This is a genomic window from Nitrobacter winogradskyi Nb-255 (genome assembly GCF_000012725.1).
GTDB lineage: Bacteria > Pseudomonadota > Alphaproteobacteria > Rhizobiales > Xanthobacteraceae > Nitrobacter > Nitrobacter winogradskyi.
The window spans coordinates 1196258-1219606 of sequence record NC_007406.1; the positions used below are offsets into that span (position 1 = coordinate 1196258).

Annotated in this window: 18 protein-coding genes; 12 read left to right on the forward strand and 6 right to left on the reverse strand. The window is 63.3% G+C overall.

From position 1 onward, the window contains the following. Positions 1-255: 255 nt before the first annotated feature. The 3 genes from NWI_RS05600 to NWI_RS05610 all read left to right on the forward strand — a co-directional run bounded on the left by NWI_RS05600 (position 256) and on the right by NWI_RS05610 (position 2353). Positions 256-633 (forward strand): Hpt domain-containing protein, encoded by a 378-nt coding sequence (locus tag NWI_RS05600; RefSeq protein ID WP_041344838.1) that lies wholly within the window; start codon positions 256-258, stop codon positions 631-633. Positions 634-742: 109 nt separating this feature from the next. Next, positions 743-1063 carry a 2Fe-2S iron-sulfur cluster-binding protein gene (locus tag NWI_RS05605; protein ID WP_011314384.1) on the forward strand — a complete coding sequence of 107 codons (321 nt, stop codon included), beginning with the start codon at positions 743-745 and terminating at the stop codon, positions 1061-1063. Between the two features lie 261 nt (positions 1064-1324). After that, positions 1325-2353, forward strand: coding sequence for an NAD(P)/FAD-dependent oxidoreductase (locus NWI_RS05610; RefSeq protein WP_011314385.1), 1029 nt, complete (start codon positions 1325-1327; stop codon positions 2351-2353). A 38-nt stretch (positions 2354-2391) separates the two neighbouring features. Here NWI_RS05610 and NWI_RS05615 read toward each other — a convergent pair whose 3' ends face one another. The 3 genes from NWI_RS05615 to NWI_RS05625 all read right to left on the reverse strand — a co-directional run bounded on the left by NWI_RS05615 (position 2392) and on the right by NWI_RS05625 (position 6711). After that, on the reverse strand, positions 2392-4416 hold the full coding sequence (locus NWI_RS05615; RefSeq protein ID WP_011314386.1) for a hypothetical protein: 2025 nt from the start codon (positions 4414-4416) through the stop codon (positions 2392-2394). 130 nt (positions 4417-4546) lie between these two features. Next, complete coding sequence (locus NWI_RS05620; protein WP_011314387.1) at positions 4547-5677, reverse strand: lysylphosphatidylglycerol synthase transmembrane domain-containing protein; 1131 nt, start codon at positions 5675-5677, stop codon at positions 4547-4549. A gap of 599 nt (positions 5678-6276) precedes the next feature. Then, the gene (locus NWI_RS05625; protein ID WP_041345426.1) at positions 6277-6711 is read right to left on the reverse strand and encodes a hypothetical protein; all 435 of its coding nucleotides are present in this window, start codon (positions 6709-6711) and stop codon (positions 6277-6279) included. Positions 6712-6934: 223 nt separating this feature from the next. On the opposite strand from NWI_RS05625, the gene NWI_RS05630 reads away from it, so the two are divergent. After that, positions 6935-7522: a hypothetical protein gene (locus NWI_RS05630; protein WP_011314389.1), complete on the forward strand. Its 588-nt coding sequence runs from the start codon at positions 6935-6937 to the stop codon at positions 7520-7522. A gap of 22 nt (positions 7523-7544) precedes the next feature. On the opposite strand, the gene NWI_RS05635 is transcribed toward NWI_RS05630, so the two are convergent. Both NWI_RS05635 and NWI_RS16790 read right to left on the reverse strand, forming a co-directional pair. Next, on the reverse strand, positions 7545-8078 hold the full coding sequence (locus tag NWI_RS05635; RefSeq protein ID WP_041344843.1) for a SixA phosphatase family protein: 534 nt from the start codon (positions 8076-8078) through the stop codon (positions 7545-7547). Positions 8079-8243: 165 nt separating this feature from the next. Further along, positions 8244-9013, reverse strand: a protein-coding gene (locus tag NWI_RS16790; RefSeq protein ID WP_430691781.1) for an IS5 family transposase whose coding sequence is annotated in 2 segments (ribosomal slippage) — positions 8244-8699 and positions 8702-9013 — 768 coding nt in all. Because the reading frame shifts where the segments join, the coding sequence is not laid out codon by codon here. Between the two features lie 132 nt (positions 9014-9145). Here NWI_RS16790 and NWI_RS05650 point away from each other — a divergent pair. From NWI_RS05650 to NWI_RS05675, 6 genes are all read left to right on the forward strand, one after another. Beyond that, the gene (locus NWI_RS05650) at positions 9146-10096 is read left to right on the forward strand and encodes an IS481 family transposase (RefSeq protein ID WP_011313641.1); all 951 of its coding nucleotides are present in this window, start codon (positions 9146-9148) and stop codon (positions 10094-10096) included. A gap of 49 nt (positions 10097-10145) precedes the next feature. Then, positions 10146-11519 (forward strand): NAD(P)/FAD-dependent oxidoreductase, encoded by a 1374-nt coding sequence (locus NWI_RS05655; protein WP_011314391.1) that lies wholly within the window; start codon positions 10146-10148, stop codon positions 11517-11519. A gap of 188 nt (positions 11520-11707) precedes the next feature. Continuing rightward, positions 11708-13549 (forward strand): flagellar hook protein FlgE, encoded by a 1842-nt coding sequence (locus NWI_RS05660; protein ID WP_011314392.1) that lies wholly within the window; start codon positions 11708-11710, stop codon positions 13547-13549. Positions 13550-13590: 41 nt separating this feature from the next. Next, entirely contained in the window at positions 13591-15459 is a 1869-nt protein-coding gene (gene flgK / locus NWI_RS05665) for a flagellar hook-associated protein FlgK (RefSeq protein ID WP_011314393.1), read from the forward strand. Positions 15460-15480: 21 nt separating this feature from the next. Further along, positions 15481-16986 carry a hypothetical protein gene (locus NWI_RS05670; RefSeq protein ID WP_011314394.1) on the forward strand — a complete coding sequence of 502 codons (1506 nt, stop codon included), beginning with the start codon at positions 15481-15483 and terminating at the stop codon, positions 16984-16986. Positions 16987-17157: 171 nt separating this feature from the next. Beyond that, positions 17158-18636 carry a pyridoxal phosphate-dependent decarboxylase family protein gene (locus tag NWI_RS05675; RefSeq protein WP_011314395.1) on the forward strand — a complete coding sequence of 493 codons (1479 nt, stop codon included), beginning with the start codon at positions 17158-17160 and terminating at the stop codon, positions 18634-18636. Positions 18637-18757: 121 nt separating this feature from the next. Here NWI_RS05675 and flbT read toward each other — a convergent pair whose 3' ends face one another. Further along, on the reverse strand, positions 18758-19186 hold the full coding sequence (flbT, locus tag NWI_RS05680; RefSeq protein ID WP_011314396.1) for a flagellar biosynthesis repressor FlbT: 429 nt from the start codon (positions 19184-19186) through the stop codon (positions 18758-18760). A 351-nt stretch (positions 19187-19537) separates the two neighbouring features. On the opposite strand from flbT, the gene NWI_RS05685 reads away from it, so the two are divergent. Both NWI_RS05685 and NWI_RS05690 read left to right on the forward strand, forming a co-directional pair. Continuing rightward, positions 19538-21109: a flagellin gene (locus tag NWI_RS05685; RefSeq protein WP_011314397.1), complete on the forward strand. Its 1572-nt coding sequence runs from the start codon at positions 19538-19540 to the stop codon at positions 21107-21109. 392 nt (positions 21110-21501) lie between these two features. Continuing rightward, positions 21502-23112, forward strand: coding sequence for a flagellin (locus NWI_RS05690; RefSeq protein WP_011314398.1), 1611 nt, complete (start codon positions 21502-21504; stop codon positions 23110-23112). The last annotated feature ends 237 nt before the right edge of the window (positions 23113-23349 follow it).

Consider the following 23349-nt stretch of genomic DNA (forward strand, 5'->3'; position numbering starts at 1 on the left):
GTCATTCCCCCCAACATCCTATTGGCTTAGCGTCTCGAATGAAATGGTCGTGATTAATACAATCTTAATCATCGTTAACGGCCGGCGGCGCCAGCCGTTCGATCACCGCGAAAGTAACGGGGAGACGGCCCGAATTTGACCGAAATCACGCGGACGGTCGGCCTCGTACCTGAAACGTTCTGTTAACCAGTTCCGTGATTGGCTGGCGATTCCGCGAGGCAGGTTCGCCGTGGCGGATTGTCCGGATTAGCAGCAATGTCGTTTTCTTGTGGACAGGTCGCCTGGATGCCTTCGCCACCGCTGGTTCCGGAGAATGGGCCGATCGATTTCGATCATCTCCACCGCATGACGCTCGGTGATGACGGCCTCGAACGGGAGGTCCTGGCGACGTTCGCCGGCCAGGCAGCCGAACTGGTCGTTTCGCTGGCGCGGCTTCCGCCTGATGCCGCCATGCTGGCGCATAAGCTCAAGGGGTCGGCGCGGGCGATCGGGGCCATTCACGTCGCCGCCGCCGCCGCCGATCTGGAAATCGCGCTCCGCAGCGGCGCCGATCCGGCGGAGCCGCGGGCGATGCTGAATGACGCCGTCGGTCAGGCCTGCCAGGCGATCCGCGCCATCCTGTTGCGATCCTGACGACGAATGTCCCCCTTTTTGCGCCGACCGCTGGCGCTGGCCCGATCGTTTCGTTATAGGACAGCCGAACTCCTCATTATCAATAATCTGTTCGGCGGCACCGCACCCTATGACCAAGATCAACTTTGTCGACCATTCCGGCGAAACCCGCACTGTTGACGTCGAGAACGGCGCGACCGTCATGGAAGCCGCAATCCGTAACGCCGTTCCCGGCATCGAGGCCGAATGCGGCGGCGCCTGCGCCTGCGCCACCTGTCACGTCTATATCGACGACGCCTGGACCGAGAAGGTCGGCAAGCCGACGCCGATGGAAGAGGACATGCTCGACTTCGGCTACGACGTGCGGCCGAACTCGCGATTATCCTGCCAGATCAAGGTGAGCGACGAACTCGAAGGTCTCGTGGTGACCGTGCCGGAACGGCAGGCTTGACCCGTCGCATGGCCGGCTTCGGCGGCCCATCGGGGTTGTCCCTGCCATAAGGCCGCATCCGGCGTGACGTGGCCTGCGTGATGTGGGCTAAAAGCGGCCCAGGCGGTGCGGCAGTTTAAGGCTTTCCTCAAACCGGCCAGTTGGTTATAGCGATGCGCGGTGGACGTGCGTTCGCGCAGGAAAACCTGTCAGGAATATCCACGCAGCGGCGCGGCCGTATTGCCGGCCGGCGCAAGATTTCAACGGAAAAGAATTTTTGACATGAGCGAAGCGATCAAGACGGATGTGCTGATTATCGGTGCGGGCCCCTGCGGACTGTTTGCCGTGTTCGAACTGGGGTTGCTCGACATGAAGGTGCATCTTGTCGACATCCTCGACAAGATCGGCGGGCAGTGCGCCGAGCTTTATCCGGAGAAGCCGATCTACGACATTCCCGGCATTCCGCTGGTGACCGGCCAAGGGCTCACCGAGGCTCTGCTGGAGCAGATCAAGCCGTTCAACCCGACCTTCCATCTCAACGAGATGGTGGAGAGCATCGAGAAAATCGGTGACCCCGGCTTCCGGGTCACCACCGACGCCGGCCAGGTGTTCGAGTGCAAGGTCGTCGTGGTGTCGGCGGGCGGCGGCTCGTTCCAGCCGAAGCGGCCGCCGGTGCCCGGCATCGAGGCCTATGAAAACATCTCCGTGTTCTATGCTGTGCGCAAGATGGAGCAGTTCCGCGACAAGGAGATTCTGATCGTCGGCGGCGGCGACTCCGCGCTCGACTGGACGCTCAATCTGCATCCTCTGGCGAAGCGCATCACGCTTTTGCACAGGCGCGACGAGTTTCGCGCAGCGCCGCACAGCGTCGAGCAGATGCGCAAGCTGGTCGCGGACGGCACGATGGATCTGAAGATCGGCCAGGTCACGGCGCTGGAAGGCGCGGACGGAAAACTCACCGGCGCGCAGGTGAAGGGCAGCGACAACACGACGTCGACGGTCAGTTGCGACACCATGCTGCCGTTCTTCGGCCTGACGATGAAGCTCGGTCCGGTGGCGAACTGGGGTCTGCATCTGGAGAACAATCTGATCCCGGTCGAGACAGCTTCGTTCGAAACCAACGTCCCCGGCATCTTCGCGATCGGCGACATCAACACCTATCCCGGTAAGCTGAAGCTGATCCTCTCCGGCTTCCACGAGGGCGCGCTGATGGCGCAGAAGGCGCATCGCTACGTTTATCCGGACAAGCGGTTGGTGTTCCAGTACACCACCTCGTCGTCGAGCCTGCAGAAGAAGCTCGGGGTGAACTGAGGACGTGCTTCGTTCGAAAACGTTATAGGGATGTCTGTCTATTGCTGCGGGGTCGGCGGCGGCAGCGGCTCGCCCGTCACGTCGCCCGCGTCGGCGGCGTTGAGATGCAGTTGCGACGCGATTGCCGGCATCGCGGCGTCCGCCATCGCCGCATGACCCTCCGCGGTCGGATGAACGGCCCCGCCGTACACCGCCGAGAGCAGTCCCCATGTCGCGTCATGGATGTCGGACGGCTGCATCAATGAGGACTGCGCTTGCGGGTAGGTCATCGCCGTGAAGTAGCTGTCGTTGGCGTCGCGGATCCAGCGCGCGCGCGGCAGATAGGCGCGGAACGCGCTCGCCCCGCGGCCGCAAACGAGAGGCTGATGCGGGGCCTCCACGATGCTGCCGACGAAACTGTCCCCCTTCGCCGAGAAACATTCGCGGTCGAATTCGGGATCGCTGTCCGCACGCGCGCAAAATCCGTGATTGGCGAAAGCCGACTGATGCGCGTCGACGAAGGTCATGCGGTCGCCGGCGGGATCGCGGCAGATCACGCCGGACTGGCACGACGCGAGCGCTTTCAACCCAGGCAGGAATTCGTTCCGGACGTACTCCGTGACCGCCGTAAGTCGCCCGGAGTCGGCGTTGAACGACGGATGCACGTCGAAGCCGGCCTTGCCGCCGGGGCAGGGCGCGCCGCCGTTCGCCAGCGCCGGGTTGGCATAGGAGACGAACACGACGCGGGACAGGTCGTTGTCCAGCAGCGGCCTCAACGCGGCGCGCAGCCGGGTGAAGGCTTGCGGCAGGTCGCGTTCGAGGCTCGATCGCGAACCGTCGACCGATCCGATCAGGCCGCCGCGCCTGAACAGCGCGCGCTCGGTAGCCGCGTCCACGATGACGTCGGATACGAGGCCGGAGAAGTTGATGTCGTTGGCGCCGATGGTCATCAGCACGAGATCGAGCTTGCGCTCGGGCTGGCGGTGTCTCGCAGCCGCGAGCGCGTCGCGCAGTTGGGCGATCTGGCCGTTGACGGTGCCCTGGCACTTGGCCGACGACTTCGCGGTCAGGCATTCGCGCGCGCGTTGCGACCCCAAAATCCCCTCGGGAATGCTGGCGCCGGTGCAGGCGAGCGGCAGATAGGTCACGGCGACGTGCGGATAGCGCACCGCGAGGGCGAGCGCGGCGCGGGTCTGGTAGCTGTAGAGCGAGCGATGGCAGGCCGCGTTCATCCACAGCGCGCCGAATTGCTGCCAGCTCTGCAGCGAGCCGGAGGTGCCGCAGGCCCGGCCGCCTTTGTAGCCGGCACGGCTCGGCCGGTAAAATTCGCGTCCCGCGCCGCCGAGATAGGAGCGAAAGCAGAAGCCTTCGTCCGACAGCGGAACGGCGCGATCCGGGTTGCCTTCACCGGAGGCGATGGAGTCGCCGAGGCCGGCGATCAGGATATCGCGCACCTTGACCTGCGCCGTCAGCCGCTGGGTTGCGTCGCCGCTCGTGACATCGACGGTGGCGCTGGTGGCGCGGCCGTAGCGGGCGCGGAAGTCGATTGGTTCAGTGCAGTCCTGCGTCGTGCCGCGGGGGCTGTCGCCGTCGTCGAACGACCAGGCGCAGACGGCGCCGACCGGAACAGCGCCGGTGAGGCGCACGGTGACCGGATGCTCTGTCGGTGTCAGATAGCTTTCCTTGACATTGTCGCGCGTGCAGGGCTCGCTGACGTGGCCTCCGAGATCGATGCAAAGACGGTTCACGGCGTTGCGGGCCCAGCCGCGGCCGTCGCTTTGCCGTTCAAACGCCTGCTCGGCGGCGAGGATGCTTTGGTTGCTTTCGGCGGCGGCATGGATCTGGAAGTCCCGCTCCTCGCGAAACAGTCGGAAACGGTTGCGGACTTCCCATGAGATCTGCATTCCGCCGGCGGCCCGATCCGGGATCGGAGCGGCGGGGCCGGCCTCGGCGATGCCGTCGGAAAGCGGCTGCTCGCCGATTTGTTGTGCGGCAAGGCTTCCAACAGCAAGGCTTCCAACAGCAAGGGTGCAAAGCAGGGGCAGGACAATCCCGATGACGGATGAGACGTGAGCGCGGGCCATGAGCGGTTTTGACGCGATGGTTTTGGCGGAAATAAGAGCGGAGGCGAGCGGGGCGGTTTGGCGGAGGGGTGATCGTCGGATAGCGAGATGCGACCCGCAGCGAGTTGTTTCGAACCCGCAACCTGCCGGTTCAGTCCTGCGTGACCGCCGACCTGGCGGTGTGCGGCTTCGGCGAAGCCGCTTCATCCGGCGCGCTCTCACTGTTGCTGCTGCCGGGATCCGTGCCGGCGTCGTTGCCATTGCTGACGTCGCTGTTGCCGTTTTTGATCTTGCGGCGGCGCTGCCAGGGCTGCACCACGTTGAGCCACAGCTCGCGCGTGCCCATGATGGTGATGGCAAGCGCGAACGGGATCATGAAATAGAGAATCCGGAAGACCAGCAGCGTCGCCAGCATCTGCTCCTTGCCGAACTGCGGCAGCGCCACCAGCATTGCCGCGTCGAACACGCCGAGGCTTCCCGGCGCATGGCTGGCGAAGCCGAGCAGGGTGGCCAGAATGAAGACGACCGCCACCGACACGAAATCGATGTCCGGATGCGCGGGCATCAACAGATACATCGCCAATGCACAAAATCCGAGATCGACGACTCCGATCAGGATCTGCACGAAGGTCAGCGGCGCCGACGGCAGCACGACCTTCCAGCCGTTCTGCCCGAGTTCGCGGCGGTTGCGGCCGGTGATGATCCAGGCGAGATAGATGGTGATGCCGGCGAGGCAGCCGAACGCAATCAGGCGGTTGACGGATGGCGGCAGCAGGTCCATCGCGCTCGCCGCCCAGGGGTGCCAGGCCATGCCGATGCCGAGCACGAACAGGTTGCCGAGCCAGAATGTCAGTCCGGAGATGAAGCAGATTTTCGCGACGTCGATGGCGTTCAGCCCATAATCCGAATAGATCCGAAACCGGATCGCGCCGCCGGTAAAGACCGTCGCGCCGACATTGTGGCCGATGGTGTAGCTCGTGAAGGCGGCCAGCGCCGCGACGCGATAGGGGATATGATCCTTGCCGATCGTCCGCACCGCGAAGAAATCATAGAATGTCAGGGTGCAGAACGCGCCGACCACGCAAAGCGCGGCCATGGCGATCAGATAGGGCGACTTCTCCGTCAGCGCGATCAGGATGACAGCTGTGTCGACACCCTGGAGCGTGTGGATAAGGGTCGTGATCGCGAAAGCGATGATCACGAGGCTCGCAACGACGCCAAGCCCTTTCCAGCCAATCCTTTCCTTGAAGCCGCGCTGCAGCGCGGTCAGAAGCCGACGCATTCTTCCTCCCGCTAGCGCCCCGATTTCGAGGGTCTTATGGCCTTGCGGCAGGTTTCAAGGCGAACTTCGAAATCAAAAGACACTCGTAATCTCATTGATTCCGGTGTGCTTGAATTCAGAAGACGCCGTCGTCGGCCTCGTCGGGACAATGACGCCAATCTCTGACCACCACACCAGGCCACGACACGTTTCAAGCCGATTGAGGAGAGGGGAAGGCAAGCGGCTGTTCCGTCTCTCATACGCGAAAAACTCTCAACACAAAACGGTCTCCTTGGCTGTCATCAGGTCTGATCGCGACGGCGCCTTGCCATCAAAAAATCATCAGAAAGCGCGGCCGACCGCGGAGAGATATCGTTTGCCGTGCATATAGGCATAAGAGGCCCCGTGTTCCATCGCTGATTTGAAGGTTGTTGCAGACGACACGCAAAAGCAACGATCCTCAGCATCTCCCTTCATGCATCGGATGTGTGACATTGCGTATTACGAGGGAAACAATTCGTGAAATCGTCGCGGGCCTTGCCGCATGGCCGCGCCCGTGGCGCGGCGGCAACGGGGCGCAAGAGCGCGCGGGCCGGAAGCGCCACACAGGACGGTGAATGTCAGGTCTTGCGTAGCGTGAAGTAAGCGCCGCAGAAAGCCATCGTCGCGCCGAGGCCGAGCACGACAAGGCCGGTTATGAAATTCGCGAGCGTCGGCGCGGTGCTGGGCGCGGAAGCGGCCTGTCCCGCGCCCGCCAGAAACAGGACGGCGATTGCGATCAGGAACTGTCGAAGCCGCTGCTGAATGCGGTTGGACGCCGCGCTGTGCATCAGCGTCGCGACAAAATAGCTGCCGGAGAAACTGGCCGTTGCGACCAGCCACCATGCGATCGCCGCGCTCGCCGGCATGAACTCCCCGGCATCGGAACGCCAGAGGCCGCCGAGGTCGAGACCCATCTGAGCGCTCAGCATGTGCACGGCAAGAGCGAGCAGTATGCCGGACACCATCGCTCCGCCGATAATCAAATGGCGCGGAAAATAAAGGGTTTCGGCCATCATGGTTTTCTTCGCGCGAGCCGGTGCCCACTTCGCTCGGAAACGCTGGAGTCTTTCCGTTTCTGATAGAAGCAGAAGAGGAACTCTATGATTTTGGTTTGATGCGTTTTCTTCACGCGAACCGGTATCCACTTCGCTTTAAAACGCTCTATAGGATGGAAACCGCACTTCGAGCAAGAGAACGCGAGCAAGAGAACGCACGCCGTGCGAGGGATAGCCGATTGTGTCGCCGCCACCCGAGATGCCGCCGCCTGACGTCGGATACGCCTATAGGGCCTCGGCGATCGGCTCGGCGCATCGGTTCGCGCTGGAGGACGACGGGCTGTCGTGGCGGGCTAGCCGCCGGACCGGGAGATGGCGCTATGAGGACATCGTCGCCGTGCGCATGTCCTACCGGCCGATGTCGATGCAGTCGCATCGATTTCGTACCGAGATCAGCCACCAGGACGGCGGACGGATCATCGTGATGTCCACCACCTGGCGGACCCTGGCGCTGATGGACGCGCAGAGCAACGACTACCGCACCTTCATCGTCGAACTGCACCGGCGGCTCGCAGCGCATGGCGCACGCGCCATGCTCGCTGGCGGCCTGAACCCCGCGCTTTACTTTGCAGGCATGAGCGTGCTGACGCTGCTCTCCGTAGCGATGACGGCGCTGCTGATGCGGGCGATCGTGACCGGCGAATGGGCGGGCGCGTTGTTTATCGTCGGCTTGTCTGCGTTGTTCGGCTGGCAGATCGGCCGTTTCATGCGCCGCAACAGACCGCGTGCTTACACTCTCGATGCGCTGCCGCGGGATCTGCTGCCGTAAGCGGTCGCTTCTCTCCGCGCTGTCAGGCTTGCTTCAGCAACTTCGGGCTGACGAGCCTTTTGAGTTGTCCACTTCCGAACGCGGCGCATTCCCAGTTCTCGACGGCAAAGTCGATCACCGCGAGACCTGATGTCGGCAGGTTGTCGGCGAGTGCCGCGCGTCCTTTTGCGTCGCCGCCTCCGATCAGGCGAAGCGCGAGTTCGTGCAGACCGGGATTGTGCCCGACGATCATCAGGCGCTCATGATCGGTTCCGAGGGAACGGATGATTGCCAGGAGTTGCACGGCCTCGGCGCCGTAAAGCTCCGGCAGGTGCTCGGCGGGTCCCTGAGCCGTTACGTCCGAAAACTGCTGGCGAACGATGTCCCAGGTCTCGCGCGCCCGCACCGCGGTCGAGATCAACACCAGATCCGGCCGCAGCGATGGGTCTCCGGCAAGCCAGAGGCCGAGTTCGGCGGCGTCGTTCCGGCCGCGCGCGGCGAGCGGGCGGTCCCGATCGCTCCCGCTAGGCGAATCGCGTTCGGTTTTGGCGTGGCGAAGCAGCAAAAGGCGGCGCATGACGCTGACTCGATTCAAGGGTAAGCATGACCCGGAATGCAGGATACAGGTATCAGCCGAGCGGGTTATAGCGTTTTCGAGCGAAGTGGAAACCGGTTCGCGTGAAGAAAACGCGTCAAAACAAGATCATAGAGCCTCGCTTCTGATTCCATCAGAAGCGAGGCTCTAGGTCATCGACTCATTAAATCGCAACCAGATGCGGATTGAGGCGAGCTTGATGGAGGTGAGGAAGTTGTCGTCACGTTTGTCATATCTGGTGGCGACGGCGCGATAGTGCTTGATCTTGTTGAAGAAGCGTTCGACCAGATTGCGCTTGCGATAGAGCCGTCTGTTGAACTGCAAGGCCGCAACGCGATTTGGCATCGGCTTCACATTGGCTCTCGCGCCGCGCGCGGCCAGCGTTTGACGCAGGGCGTTGGAGTCGTAGGCCCGGTCGGCCAGCAGCACGTCGCCGCGTTCGACGGTGTCGATCATGTCCTGCGCGCTACGCCCGTCATGGGCCTGGCCTTCGGTGATCTTGAGGACGATCGGCAGGCCGCAGGCATCCACCAGCGCGTGGATTTTGGTGGTCAGCCCGCCGCGCGAGCGACCCATGCAACGGGATCGCGTCTGTTTTTTTGACCGTTGGCCGCATGTTGATGCACGCGGATCGACGACGAATCGATCATTTGGATGTCGCCATCGTAAGCCTTTGAAACAGCCGACAGAATGCGATCCCACACGCCTGCCTTGCGCCACCGGTTGAAGCGGTTCACGCAAGTGGTGTGCGGGCCGTAGCGCGCTGGAATGTCCGCCCACGGCGCACCGGTGCGCAGCCGCCAGAAAATCCCGTTCAGCACCCGCCGATCATCCACCCGTGCAACGCCGCGCGACTTGTTCGGCAACAGCGGCTGGATCACAGACCATTCAAAATCCGTCAGATCAAAACGTGCCATTCAATCCTCCCACCTCTGGAGATTGAATCACGCATCCCGTCCAAACGGAATCCCGTTTATGGGTTCGTGACCTAGTTGTTTGATCCCGGCATTTGATGGTGCATTATTTTCCGGAGAATGGAAGGATGCGCTATGGGACAGGTTCTTCACGGGAGCGCCACGACGACAGAGGCAATCCGTCGAGCAATACAAAATAGTGAAGAGAGCCTGAGAGCGCTGTCGAAACGCTACGGGATCAACCAGAAGACCGTCGCAAAATGGAAGAAGCGGACCTCGGTGGCCGACCTTCCGACGGGACCGAAAGATCCGCGCTCGACGGTGCTCTCATCCGAGGAGGAGGCGATCATCGTCGCCTTCCGCAAGCATACCCTGTTGCCGCTCGATGATTGCCTCTACGCGCTTCAGCCAACGATCCCGCACCTGTCGCGGTCTTCATTGCATCGCTGCCTGCACCGTCACGGCATCAGCCGGCTCCCGGAGGTCGAAGGCGACAAGCCGATCAGGAAGACGTTCAGGAGCTACCCGATCGGCTACTTCCACATCGACATCGCCGAGGTGCAGACGGCTGAGGGCAAGCTGCGCCTGTTCGTGGCCATCGACCGCACTTCGAAGTTCGCCTACGCCGAGCTCCACCAAGAGGCGGGCAAGATGGTCGCGGCTCAGTTCCTGCGCAACCTCATCGTGGCAGTTCCCTATGCCATCCACACGGTGCTGACGGACAACGGCATCCAGTTCACCAACCACGCCCGTCACAAATATGCGTTCCACCACATCTTCGATCGCGTCTGCGACGAGAACGGCATCGAGCACAGGCTCACCAGGATCAACCATCCCTGGACCAACGGACAGGTGGAACGGATGAACCGCACCATCAAGGACGCCACCGTCAAGCGCTTCCACTACGACAATCATGACCAACTGCGCCGGCACCTTCAGGACTTCATCAAGGCATACAACTTCGGTCGAAGGCTGAAGACGCTCAAAGGCCTCACACCCTACGAGTTCATCTGCAAACGATGGACTTCAGAGCCCGATCGATTCATCATCGATCCAATCCATCAAATGCCGGGACTGAACACCTAGTCTACAACGTCGTACGGCGCAGGTCACAGGGGCAGTGGTAGGAAAAGCAATGACTTCGGACGGCATGGCTGCGGCCGATGGTCCCGGTGACACGGAGTCCGCTGTGCGGGCGCGGCGACGCGAGCGACTGACTTTCGATCTCGATGTCGAGATCTGCGTCGTCGGCGGCGGGCTGGCAGGCCTCACCGTGGCGCTGGAGGCGGCGAGGACCGGCGCGAACGTGGTCGTGCTCGAGGGCCGCCATGTCGGCTGGAATGCGTCCGGCCATCATCTCGGCACGGTGATGCCCGGCTATGCGCTTCCGCTTTCCGACCTGATCGCGCGCGTCGGTTTTGATGATGCGTACGATCTCTGGTCGCTGGCGCGAGCGGGCGCCGATTATGTTCGCGCCCATGCCGCCGAGCACATCATTCCGGGACTCGGGCTCACGGAAGGCGTGCTCGAGGTTTCCAACGTCGATGCCGGCGAGCGGCTCATCAGCCATCTCCAGATGCTGAGCGAGGATTTTTCGACCGAGGTTGAGGGGTGGCAGATCGATCGCGTCCGCGACACCTTGCGCACCGGCCGGTATTTTCACGCGGTGCACTATCCGCGCGCCTTCCAGATCGACGGACGCAAATATGTTCACGGCCTTGCCGAGCTTGCGCGCAAGGCCGGCGCACGCATCTTCGAAGATACGCCGGTGGTCGGCATTGATCCGTTCGGGATCAGGAAACGCATTGCAACGCCGCGCGCGCGTCTGCGGGCGTCCCACCTCGTGCTTGCGGGCAATGTCCATCTCGGCGGCGCATTGCGACGCTTGTCCGATACGCTGGTCCCGGTCTGGCGTTATGCCGGCGTCACCTCGCCGCTGGGAAACCGGCTCGCCGAGGTGATGACGTTTCAGGGGTCTGTCATCGACACCGATGGCATCGATCATTTTCGGATCGTCGAGGGCGACAGGCTGATGTGGGCGAGCCCGGAAACCACCTGGGAGGCGCGGCCGGGTCGCCAGAAAGCGGCGATCGGCAGGCGGATCGGCACGATCTTCCCGCAGCTTGGCGCGGTCGAGATCGCGAAGGTCTTCTGCGGCGCGGTCGGTCAGACCGTGCACGGGATGCCGCAGATCGGCCAGTTGCAACCGGGGCTTTGGGTGGCGAGCGGTTTCGGCCGGCAGGGACTGGGCACCTCGGCGATGGCCGGGCAACTGATCGCACGCGGCATGCTGGAAGGTGACGACCGCTGGCGGTTGTTCGCGCCGTTCGAACTCGTCTGGGCGGGCGGAAAGACCGGACGCGCGGCGGGCCATGCGATCGGCATGGCGATGCGGGCGCGTTCCGCCGCCGCCGGCACGCTGGCGCGTTATCGCGAGCGGGCGCGCATCAAGGCGCGGGAGCGGCAGGCGCGGCTCAACGCGGCGGATCGCAAGTCGAGGCCGCTTTGAGATGCTGTCTCCCGGCAAGAGTTGCCGGGCGAGGCAAGAATGCTCCGGAGCCGGAGGCGAAGGCCAGATCCTAACTCACTGAAACAACGTCTCTTTGCTGTTGGCATGGAGCTTGCGACGCCGTCTGCCGACCGCGGCGAGGTTTGACCTTGCGTTTTGGGCCGCCCGGATCGAGTTGGAGACGACGTATGGGTATTTTCGACGCATTGAATACTTCGGTCGGCGGCTTGCAGGCGCAGTCCTTCGCACTTCAAAATATATCCGGCAACATCGCGAACGCCCAGACCACCGGCTACAAGGGCATCACCACGGCCTTCAGTGACCTGATCCCCGACTCGACTGCCCCCAATCGTCAGGCCGCCGGCGGCGTGACAGCCTATGCGACGGCGACGATCAGCAGCCAGGGAACGGTGTCGGCCTCGACGGTCGGCACCTACATGGCGATAACCGGCGACGGCTTCTTCAACGTCCAGGCGCCGACGGGGCGGATGGACAACCAGCCGCAGTTTTCCGGCGTGACCTACTACACCCGGCGCGGCGATTTTCAGGTCGATGCCGGCGGCCATCTGGTCAACAGCGCAGGCTATTACCTGATGGGCGTGCCGGTCGACCCCAAGACCGGCAACCCGCTCGGCAATGTGCCGCAGGTGCTGAAATTCCAGAACAACTTCGTACCGGCCCAAGCCACGACGACGGTGCAATACGCCGCCAATCTTCCATCGGTGCCGAGGACGCTGTCGAGTTCGACCGCGCCCGCCGGGACCATTACGGCGGCCGGCGGATTGAACCCGTCCGACTTCACGACCAATTTCAATCCGCTCGTGGTCGGCACGCCGGCTCCGCCCTATACCGACAACATCACCACGGGATCGGCGGCGACCAACCAGCAGACGCCTTCGGGTCCCATCACCAGCGCGACGCTGTTGTCAGGCGTCGCGCCGAGCGATTCGTTGCCGGGCGGATTCGCGGTCGGCGACACCATCACCGTGAACGGCACCACGATCACCTTCACCGACGCCGGCACCGCGCTGCCGCCGGGCGTGCAGGACGCGACCCATGTCCGCATCGACGATACCGTCGGCGACCTCCTCGGCAGGATCGGCGCGATCACGGGCGCCGCTCCGACAATCGATGCCGGCACCGGCGCGATCACCCTGCATACCGGCACCGCGCAGGATCTGACGGTCACGAGCGCCTCCGCCGGCTGGACGGCGATGGGCTTCGGCGCGATGATCAACATCGCGCGCGGCGGCGGCGGCACGCCCGGCGCGGGCGTCGTGATCGCCAACGACCAGACCATCTTCCAGCAGCAATCGATCAGCGGCGGCGCGGTCACGGCCTATGACGCGACCGGGACGGCGGTGAACCTGCAACTGCGCTGGGCCAAGACCGACAGCGCCTCGCTCGGCGCCGGGCATTCCGACACGTGGAACCTGTTCTATCAGGCCGATCCGAACGCCACTGGCACGCAGGCGGCGTGGATCAATGTCGGCACCAACTTCACCTTCGGCATCAACGGCCAGCTTTCGAGTCCGGTCGGATCGTCGATCACCATTCCCGGCGTCAGCGTGGGATCGCAGTCTCTCGGCAACCTCACGCTGAATATCGGCTCGGGCGGTCTGACCCAGTATGCCAGCAGCGGCGGCAACGCCACCATCAATGCGATCAACCAGAACGGCTACGCCGCCGGACAGTTGCAATCGGTCGCCGTCAACAATGACGGCATCGTGGTCGGCACCTTCTCGAACGGACAGAACCTGTCTCTCGCGCAGGTGTCGCTGTCGCACTTCAACGGAACCAACTACCTCAAGGCGCTTGATGGCGGCGCTTATGCGGTGACCAACGAGTCGGGGTCCGCGATCGCGGGCGCGTCGGGGCGCATCAGCGGCTCGTCGCTCGAAGGCTCCAACGCCGACATCGCCGATGAGTTCACCAAGCTGATCGTGACGCAGCAGGCTTACTCGGCGAACACCAAGGTCATCACCACCGCGAACAGCATGGTTCAGGATCTGCTGAACGTGTTGCGCTAATCACGGGCGTGGATTGATCCGGCTTTGAGGCGGGCAAGAAGATGAGTTTGAGTTCGGCCCTCTCGATCGCAATGTCCGGCCTGCGCGCCAACCAGGCCGCGCTGTCGATCGTGTCCGGCAACGTCGCCAACGCGAACACGCCGGGCTACGTTGCGCAGACGCTGGTGCAGGACCAGGTCGTGACCGGCGGCATGGGTTCCGGCGTCCGCGTTATCGGGGTCAACCGCACGCTCGACGCCTATGTGCAGTCGCAACTGCGCACGGAAAATGCCGGCGGCGCTTATGCGAGCCACATCGCCGGGGTGCTCGGCCAGTTGCAGAACGTCTATGGCACGCCGGGCAACGACGGCACGCTGGAGGCGGCCTATAACCGGTTCACCTCGGCATTGCAGGCGCTGTCGGCGAGTTCGGGCAATCCGGCGGCGCAGTCGTCGGTGCTGAATGCCGCGCAGGCGCTGGCGCACCAGCTCAACGCGACCACCAGCGGCATTCAGACGCTGCGATCCAACGCCGAGCAGAGCCTGTCCGCATCGGTCTCGCAGGCCAATGCGGCGATGCAGCAGATCGCGCAGCTCAATCAGCGGCTGCAAAGCATGGGTGCGCAGGATCCGGCGGCCGCGACGCTGATGGATCAGCGCGACGCCGCGATCGATCAGCTTTCAGGGTTGATGGACATCCGCGCGGTGACGGACGGCGCCAACCAGACCTCGGTGTTCACCACGGCCGGCGTCCAGCTCGTCGGCGGCGTTTATGCGTCGACGCTGACATTCAACGCGCAGTCCTCGCTCACCGCGAGTTCGCAATGGAACGCCGATCCCGCGAAGTCGAGCGTCGGCACCATCATCTGCCAGCTTCCGAACGGCGCCAGGATCGACATGATCGCTTCGCAAGGCATCAACTCCGGCCAGATCGCCGCCGATGCCCAGTTGCGCGACAAGATTCTGGTGCAGGCGCAGAACCAGGTGGACCAGATGGCGGCGACGCTCGCCAGCGCGTTGTCCGACGTCACCACGAGCGGCGCGCCGGTGACCGGACCGCCATCGGGCTTCGACCTCGATCTGTCCGGCATTCTGCCGGGCAACGCATTCCGCGTCACCTACACCGACTCCGCTAACGTCTCGTACACCGTCACCGTGGTGCGGGTGGACGATCCGTCCGCGCTGCCGATTCCGAACGCGGCCGCGAATCCGAACGACCGGGTGATCGGCGTCGATTTCTCGGGCGGGCTCGCCTCGGTCGTATCGCAACTGAATGCGCAGATCGGGGCGGCGTCGCATCTGATGTTTTCCGCTTCCGGTTCGCTGTTACGGGTGGCCGACGACGGCTCAGGACAATCCACGGTGAGCGCGGCATCGGCCACGACCACGGTGCAGTCGCTGGCGTCCGGCGATCCGCAACTGCCGTTCTTCACCGACCGCGCCTCGCTTTATACCGGCGCGATCACAGGCTCCGCGTCGCAGATCACGGGGTTGGCGGGGCGCATTCAGGTCAACGCCGCGCTGCTCGCCGATCCCTCGAAGCTCACGGTCTACAGCACCTCGCCGGTAACGCCGGCCGGCGACACCACGCGCGCCGACTTCATCTACGACAGGCTGACGTTCGCGAGCTTCAGCTACGCGCCTAACACCGGACTTGGCGCTGCGGCAGCGCCATTCCAGGGCACGCTGTCGTCATTCCTGCAGCAGTTCGTCAGCCTGCAGAGCGGCGCGGCGACGACGGCGCGGCAGGTCGCGCAGGGGCAGAGCATCGTCGTCAACACCTTGCAGGAGAAATTCGACGACAAGTCCGGCGTGAACATGGATACCGAAATGGCCAATCTGATCGCTTTGCAGAACTCTTACGCGGCGAATGCGCACGTGATGACCGTGGTGCAGAGCATGATGCAGACGCTGATGCAGGCGCAATGGTAACGACGGCGTAGGGCGGTTCGCATGGCGATCAACGGCATTAGCTTCGGCAACACGATCCTGGGCGGCTCGGTCCGGAATCTCAAGGCGCAGATGGCCGATCTGCAGAACCAGCTGACAAGCGGCAAGAAGTCGACGACCTATTCGGGCATGGGCGCGAACGGAGGTTTCGCGATCGCGGCGCGCGCGCAACTATCGAACATCGCCGCGTATACCGACACCATGATGAAGATCAACACCAACATCAATGTCGCCAATACGGCGCTTCAGGCGCTCTCCGACATCGGGACGCAGTTGCAGAACGCCGCGCTCAGCGGATCGCAGGCGTTGAACAGCGCCGGTCAGACGGCAGGCCAGCAAACCGCGGTGGCGCAATTTTCCTCAGTGGTCGGCATCCTGAACACGCAGGCGGGTGACCGATACATTTTTTCCGGCAGCGAGATCTACACCCAGCCGGTAGTCTCTTCCGACCTGATCCTGAACGGCGACGGGGCAGGGCGGGCCGGGTTGAAGCAGGTCATCTCAGAGCGCAGGCAAGCCGATCTCGGAGCGAGCGAGCTCGGCCGTCTCGAAATTTCCTCGCCGACCGCGACCTCTGTGGCGATCGCGGAAGATGCGTCGCCTTCAGTCTATGGCATGAAACTGCAATCGGTGTCGTCGTCATTGACAGGAGCCACCGTCACGGGTCCGGCTGGAGCGCCGCCCGCCATTTCAATCGATCTCGGCGTCACCAATCCGGCTGACGGCGACACGGTGAGCTTCACCTTCGATCTTCCGGACGGCACCAGCGAGACCGTGCAACTGACCGCGTCCAGCGAGGCGCCGACGCCAGCCGGCAGCTTCGCGATCGGCGCGACGCCAACTGCTACCGCCGCCAACCTCAACGCCGCGTTGACCGCTTCGATCGGAGCGCTGGCCGGCACGTCGCTGGTCGCGGCCTCCGCCGTTCAGGCTTCGCGTGATTTCTTCGGCCAGCCGCCGCAGCGCGTCGACGTCATCCCGCCGGCGACGCTTTCCACGGCCACCGCCGCGGTGAACGGGACGGCCGCGGATACCGTGCAGTGGTACACCGGCGACGAGGGTACAGGCTCCGCGCGCGCGACCTCGGTGGTGCGGGTCGATGCCTCGGTGACGGTGCAATATGGGATGCGGGCGAACGAGGACGCCATCCGGTCGCTGATGGAATCGGTTGCGCTTCTTGCGGCGGTGACGACCTCACCGGCCGATCCGAACGCGGCCGATCAGATTTCGGCGCTCAACGCGCGCGTTGCCCGGAATTTATCGGTTGAGCCCGGCAGCCAGAACATCCGGGACATCCAGGTCGATCTTGCCAACGCGCAGACCATGATGAAGGATGCCACCGCGCGGCAGAAACTGACGCAGGCGACGATGCAGAACATCATCGACCAGGCGGAGAACATCTCCACCGACGAGGTCGCGAGTCAGTTGCTGGCGCTGCAGACGGATTTGCAGGCATCCTACCAGACCACGGCCATGCTCTCGCAGCTCAGTCTGGTGAAGTTCCTCTGAGGATATTATCTACGGGCGCGAAGGTCTGCCCAACTCATCGGGGCATGCCGATCGAAAACCCTTCGCGCCCGGCAAGGAAGCTTATTTCATGCGCAGTCTTGAAATTGAATTGGCTGTTCGCCATGACGATGCGTGGCGCACCAACGTCGCGTGCGACGGGGAGCGCGCGGCATGAAGCCTGCATCGCGCGGTACGCTGCCGGAAGCCGATGAAACGCTCGATCCCGAAGACTGGGACACGCTTCGCGCGGAAGGGCACCGGATGCTCGACGATATGTTCGATCATATCGCCGGTGTTCGCGAGCGTCCGGTCTGGCGGCCGATACCAGCGGAAACGCGCGCCCGTTTCCGCGAAGACCTGCCGCGGAACGGCGTCGATGTCGCCGAGATTTATCGGGAGTTTGCCGAACACATCGCCCCCTACACCGCCGGGAATATCCACCCCGGCTTCATGGGATGGGTCAACGGCGGCGGTACGGCGGTCGGGATGCTGGCCGAGATGCTGGCGGCGGGGTTGAACACCAATGTCGCCGGACGGAATCAGATGCCGGTCGAAGTCGAGCGCCAGATCGTGCTGTGGGTACGGCGGATGTTCGGCTTTCCCGATACCGCGAGCGGCGTGTTCGTCACGGGAACGTCGATGGCGAACCTGATGGGAATTCTGGTGGCGCGTTCGGCGCGGATCGGCCCCTCCGTGCGCCAGCGCGGCTTGCTGGATCGCGGCGCGCGCCTCATCGCCTATACATCGGTTGCGACGCACGGCTGCATAGCCCAGGCCATGGATTGCGCCGGCTTCGGCGCCGACGCCCTGCGGCGGATTCCGGTTGATCGCTGTCATCGCATCGATACTGACGCGTTGCGCGCGCAGATCGCCGCCGATCGCGCCGCGGGGTTTGAGCCCTTTCTCGTGATCGGATCGGCGGGCACAGTCGATATCGGAGCCATCGACGACCTCGCGGTGCTGCATGAGGTGTGCCGGGACGAGAAATTATGGCTGCATATCGACGGCGCGTTCGGCGCGCTCGGGGTGTTGTCGCCGGAGATCGCGCCGCGTCTCGCGGGAATCGAGAGCGCCGACTCCATCGCTTTCGATTTCCACAAATGGGGCCAGGTGCCCTACGACGCAGGGTTCCTTCTCGTCCGCGACGGAGAGCAGCATCGCCGGACGTTCGCAGCGCCGGCAGCCTATCTGCGCCGGGAAACGCGCGGGCTTGCGGCGGGCTCGCCGTGGCCATGCGACTACAGCCTGGATATGTCCCGCGGCTTTCGCGCATTGAAGACGTGGTTCACGCTGAAAGCCTACGGCACCGAAAGGCTCGGTGCGATGATTGACCGGACCTGCGCGCTGGCGCGCTGCCTGGAAGCGAAGGTCGCTGCCGAACCAAAGCTCGAGCTGCTTGCGCCGGTGCAACTCAACATCGTGTGCTTCCGCTATCGGGCCGACGATGCCGACAGTGTCAATGCGGAGATCGTCGCGTCGCTGCACGAGTCGGGCATAACCGCGCCGTCCACGACCATGCTGGACGGCCGGCTCGCGATCCGCGCGGCGATCGTCAACCATCGCACTGGAATGCGCGACATCGAAGCGCTGATATCGGCTGTGTTGGAATTGGGCGCGCGTAAATCGCGAGGCTCTATGATTTTTATTTGACGCGTTTTCTTCACGCGAACCGGTGTCCATCCTTAGGGCTCAAGCCCGAGGACATGCCTCGCTCGAAAACGCTATCGCAGATCCGGAAGCTGCGACGATCGGGGCTCGCGGCAGCGCGATGTCAGGCTGAGCGTCGCCTGTCACCGGCGCGGTTGGGTGGCGTGTCGCTCATGTCGGCCAGCTTCTTCTCGTAAGCGATCAGTTTCTTGACTTCCTTGAGCGCTTTGTAGAGATCGCCATTGAGGATGTCGTTGTTGATGCCTTCGATGATCGGCCATGCGCCCGGCATGGTCGTGATGACGTCGCGCAGCAGGCTGAAATACGTGCCGTGATTGATTTGCGGCTCCGGCGACAGATACATCAATTGCACCGCGAGATAGATCAGCTTGGCGGGTGTGTCCGCCGTCTCGGGTGTCAGGATGTCCTTCTCGCGAAGGATCGGAATCTTGTCGCCCTCGATCAGCAGCCGCGCGCGCTGATCGGTGTTGGTCACGACGCAGGCGCCGATGATGATGCGTTCATGCGGCTTCAGTTCGACTTTCAGCGCCATGACGGTTTCCTGTCATCTCCATGAGTGTGCGCGACACGGACAACGCGCCCGTTCGCTGACGAGAATGCGGCGGACGGCTGCATCAGTGCGAGCATCGCGGTATGGTCTTGCCGTGATCCTTTCCGATTGTGGTTAACGATTGGTAAATGGCGCCCGCAACCTTTGCTGACAGATCCGCCTAAGTCCCGGTTGCGACGTTGCAATTTCAACGCGCCAGCGACCGCGCGGGAGCTTGCAAGTCCGCCATCTGTTTCATGTTTTCTTAGAGTCTTCCCATCACTGTGGCGCCTCGTCCGAGGAAGGTCTTCGGCCTGTGGACGTAAGTATATTCACACCAGAAAGGTATGAAAGATGTCCGATATTGTTCTCTCCGCATCGGTACGCCAGAATCTGCTTTCGCTTCAGTCGACGGCTGAACTGCTCTCGACGACCCAGACCCGCCTTGCCACCGGCAAGAAGGTGAACTCGGCGCTTGATAATCCGACGAACTTCTTCACCGCCGCCGGCCTCGACGCCCGCGCCAGCGACATCAACAACCTTCTGGATTCGATCGGCAACGGCGTGCAGGTGCTGCAGGCCGCCAATACGGGTATCACCTCGCTGCAGAAGCTGGTCGATACCGCGAAGTCGATCGCCAACCAGGCGCTGCAGGCGACCTCGGGCTATTCCACCAAGTCGCAGGCGACCACCGCCGCCATCACCGGCGCGACGGCCGACAACCTGCTCGGGCCGGGTGGCGCTCCGACCGATGCTGCCGCTACTCCCGGCTCTGTCGTCAACAACAGCCTGACCGTTCCCGCACCGATCACCGCGGCGACGACGTTGTCTGGCGGTGTGAATACCGACTCGCTCGCCACGGACTTCATTGCTGGCGATACGATCGTCGTCAACGGCACGACGATCAATTTCGTGGCTTCCGGCGCTACCGGCAACGACCTCAACATCACCGACACCGTCGGCGACGTGTTGGCCAGGATTGACTCGATCACGGGCGGTACGTCCACCATCTCCGGCGGTGCGATTACGCTTCACACCGGCACGGCCAGCGATCTGACCATCAGCGGCTCGGGCCTTGCCAAGCTCGGTTTGACCGCGGGCACCACCGCGCGAACCCCCGGCGCTCCGGCCGCGCTCGACGGCAAGACGCTAACGATTGGCGCAACCGATGGCGGCACGGCGACCAGCATCACGTTTGGTACCGGCACCGGCCAGATCAATACGCTCGACCAGTTGAACACGGCGCTCGCCGCGAACAACCTGACCGCCTCGATCAACTCGGCGGGCGCGATCACCTTCACCACGACCAACGATCACGCGTCCGCGACGATCGGTGCGTTTGGTGGCGATGCGACCACCGATCCGAATACGTTCGGCGCGATGACGGCTTCCGCTCCGGTCGAGGACGCCAACGCGCAGAACACCCGCGCCACGCTGATTGGCCAGTACAATCAGGTCATCGACCAGATCCGCACCACCGCGCAGGATGCTTCCTTCAACGGCATCAACCTGCTCAACGGTGACCAGCTCAAGCTGGTGTTCAACGAAACCGGCAAATCGACGCTGACCATCCAGGGCGTGACCTTCGATCCGGCGGGCCTCGGCCTGTCGTCGCTGGCCAAGGGCACGGACTTCCTGGACAACGCTTCGACCAACGCCGTTCTGGACTCGCTCAACACCGCGTCCAGCACGCTGCGCTCGCAGGCGTCGACCTTCGGTTCCAACCTGTCGATCGTGCAGATCCGTCAGGACTTCTCGAAGAACCTGATCAACGTGCTGCAGACGGGATCGGCGAACCTGACGCTTGCCGATACCAACGAGGAAGCGGCGAACAGCCAGGCGCTGGCCACCCGCCAGTCGATCGCGGTGTCGGCGCTGGCGCTGGCCAACCAGTCGCAGCAGAGCGTGTTGCAACTGCTCCGCTGATCCAAGCGACATCTCAGGACGACGAAACGGCGGGGGAAACCCCGCCGTTTTTTTGTCAGCCGGGCGAGTTTTCTTCTCCTGAATTCGACTGTCGGGGATTCCTTCGTTCGTAATGAAAGAAGAAGGAAAAGTTGCACGTAAGGCGGCGAAGCACTGTTGAACGTCATCATCAGCGTCATTGGCCAAAGCTCTGATCCGCGTTGCATTCTGTTCATTGAGTTCAGAAAGCGCGTTACATGACATGACCGTGGCTTGTGGTGCTCGCGGCGCGGCGATCAAGCGGGGATTAATCCGGCGTTAACCATAAATTAAAACGTCTTCTTCACCTTTCCGACCAGGGAACCGGCTCTCGTGGCGAGCTTGGCGTCCGCACACGTCAGGGAAGGTCAGACATGTCCGACATCGTTCTCTCGGCATCCGTTCGCCAGAATTTGCTCTCGCTGCAATCCACCGCCGATCTGCTGGCGAGAACGCAGCACCGCCTGGCCACCGGCAAGAACGTCAACACCGCCCTCGACAATCCCACCAACTATTTCACGGCCGCGGCGCTCGACAATCGCGCCAACGATATCAGCAACCTGCTCGACGGCATCGGCAACGGCGTTCAGGTGCTGCAGGCGGCCAACACCGGCTTGACCTCGCTCCAGAAGCTGGTGGATACGGCGAAGTCGATCGCCAATCAGGTTCTGCAATCCCAGGTCGGGTATTCGCAGAAATCGTCGGTGGAAAGCCTTCCCGTAACGGGGGCGACCGCGGTCGATCTCAGAGGCACCACACCGTTCACGAATGTCGCCGCGACGCCCGGCGCGGCGCTGAGGACCGGCACATCCAACGCCGCGGCGACCAGCGCCACCCTGATCAACGCGCTGACCGACGGCGCGGTCGCGACGCCGACCGGCCCCGCCGCCGGAGAGAGCTTTGCCGTTAACGGCAAGACCATCACCTTTGTTGCTTCCGGCGCGGTGGCCGCCGACGCTTCCGGGAACATCACGATCGGCATTGACCAGACCCTGGACTCGCTGCTCGGGGTGATCGACGTGCTGCACGGCAACACCGACACGGCGTCGACGATCGACGGCAGCGGGCAGATCGTGCTCAACACCGGCGTTGCTCACGACCTTACATTGACGGATTCAACGCCGGCCGGAGTTCTCGCAAAGCTTGGCCTCACCGCGGCAACGACGGCGCGCGGCGGAGGCGCGGGTAACCTCGACGGCAAGACGCTGACGATCGGGCCGACCGGTGACGGCGTCGCGACCCACATCACATTCGGTGACGGCGCCAACGGGACCGTCAGAACCCTCAACGACCTGAATGCGCAACTCGCTTCAAACCACCTTCAGGCCACGATCAACGCCGCCGGCGTTATCACCATCTCGACCGCCAACGAGGCGGCGGCCGAGACCATCGGTGCGATCGGCGGGACCGCGGCCGGCGCGGGGTATGCCTTCCACGGCCTTGTCGCGGGCGCGCCTGTTCAGGATCCGGCGGTTCAGGCGTCACGCGCCGGGCTCGTCAATCAGTACAACAACATCATTCAGCAATTAAACACGACGGCGGCGGATGCGTCGTTCAACGGCATCAACCTGTTGGGTGGTGATACGCTGAAGCTCATCTTCAACGAGAGCGGGAAGTCCACGCTCACCATCACCGGCGCCAGCATGAATGCGGCTGGTCTTGGACTGGCGAGTCTTACGGTCGGCGTCGACTTCCTGGATAACGGCTCGGCCAACAGCGTGATCGCGAGCCTCGATAGCGCATCGATCACCCTGCGCACGCAGGCTTCGACGCTCGGCTCGAACCTGTCGATCGTGCAAATCCGTCAGGACTTCTCGAAGAACCTGATCAACGTGCTTCAAACCGGCTCGTCGAACCTCACGCTTGCCGACACCAACGAGGAAGCCGCGAACAGCCAGGCGCTGGCGACCCGGCAGTCGATCGCGGTGTCCGCGCTGGCGCTGGCCAACCAGTCGCAGCAGAGCGTGTTGCAGTTGCTGCGCTGATGACGCAAACCCCGGCGGAATGAAGGCGATCGGGTTCGCTTTCGAAATCTGCATCTCTGCTTCACGACTGCTTTGGCGAATGTGTATCGAGAACGATGCTCGCAACGAGGTCGGCGCTTGCGGAATCCGCTGCGTCCCTTCGTCATTCTCCTGACGCATATGAAAACGCGGGGTAACCTATTTTAAAGGCGGCGCTGCTAGACATATGGCGGTGCAGAACTTCGCGCGTCCGCTTTT

Coding starts and splice junctions, on each gene's coding strand:
- flbT (WP_011314396.1), bottom strand. CDS start 19,186: ATGGCGCTGAAAGTCGAACTGAAGCCGCATGAACGCATCATCATCGGC.
- NWI_RS05620 (WP_011314387.1), bottom strand. CDS start 5,677: ATGCGTCGGCTTCTGACCGCGCTGCAGCGCGGCTTCAAGGAAAGGATT.
- NWI_RS05600 (WP_041344838.1), top strand. CDS start 256: ATGTCGTTTTCTTGTGGACAGGTCGCCTGGATGCCTTCGCCACCGCTG.
- NWI_RS05650 (WP_011313641.1), top strand. CDS start 9,146: ATGGGACAGGTTCTTCACGGGAGCGCCACGACGACAGAGGCAATCCGT.
- NWI_RS05610 (WP_011314385.1), top strand. CDS start 1,325: ATGAGCGAAGCGATCAAGACGGATGTGCTGATTATCGGTGCGGGCCCC.
- NWI_RS05635 (WP_041344843.1), bottom strand. CDS start 8,078: ATGCGCCGCCTTTTGCTGCTTCGCCACGCCAAAACCGAACGCGATTCG.
- NWI_RS05675 (WP_011314395.1), top strand. CDS start 17,158: ATGAAGCCTGCATCGCGCGGTACGCTGCCGGAAGCCGATGAAACGCTC.
- NWI_RS05685 (WP_011314397.1), top strand. CDS start 19,538: ATGTCCGATATTGTTCTCTCCGCATCGGTACGCCAGAATCTGCTTTCG.
- NWI_RS05670 (WP_011314394.1), top strand. CDS start 15,481: ATGGCGATCAACGGCATTAGCTTCGGCAACACGATCCTGGGCGGCTCG.
- NWI_RS05625 (WP_041345426.1), bottom strand. CDS start 6,711: ATGGCCGAAACCCTTTATTTTCCGCGCCATTTGATTATCGGCGGAGCG.
- NWI_RS05605 (WP_011314384.1), top strand. CDS start 743: ATGACCAAGATCAACTTTGTCGACCATTCCGGCGAAACCCGCACTGTT.
- NWI_RS05655 (WP_011314391.1), top strand. CDS start 10,146: ATGACTTCGGACGGCATGGCTGCGGCCGATGGTCCCGGTGACACGGAG.
- NWI_RS05615 (WP_011314386.1), bottom strand. CDS start 4,416: ATGGCCCGCGCTCACGTCTCATCCGTCATCGGGATTGTCCTGCCCCTG.
- NWI_RS05660 (WP_011314392.1), top strand. CDS start 11,708: ATGGGTATTTTCGACGCATTGAATACTTCGGTCGGCGGCTTGCAGGCG.
- NWI_RS05690 (WP_011314398.1), top strand. CDS start 21,502: ATGTCCGACATCGTTCTCTCGGCATCCGTTCGCCAGAATTTGCTCTCG.
- flgK (WP_011314393.1), top strand. CDS start 13,591: ATGAGTTTGAGTTCGGCCCTCTCGATCGCAATGTCCGGCCTGCGCGCC.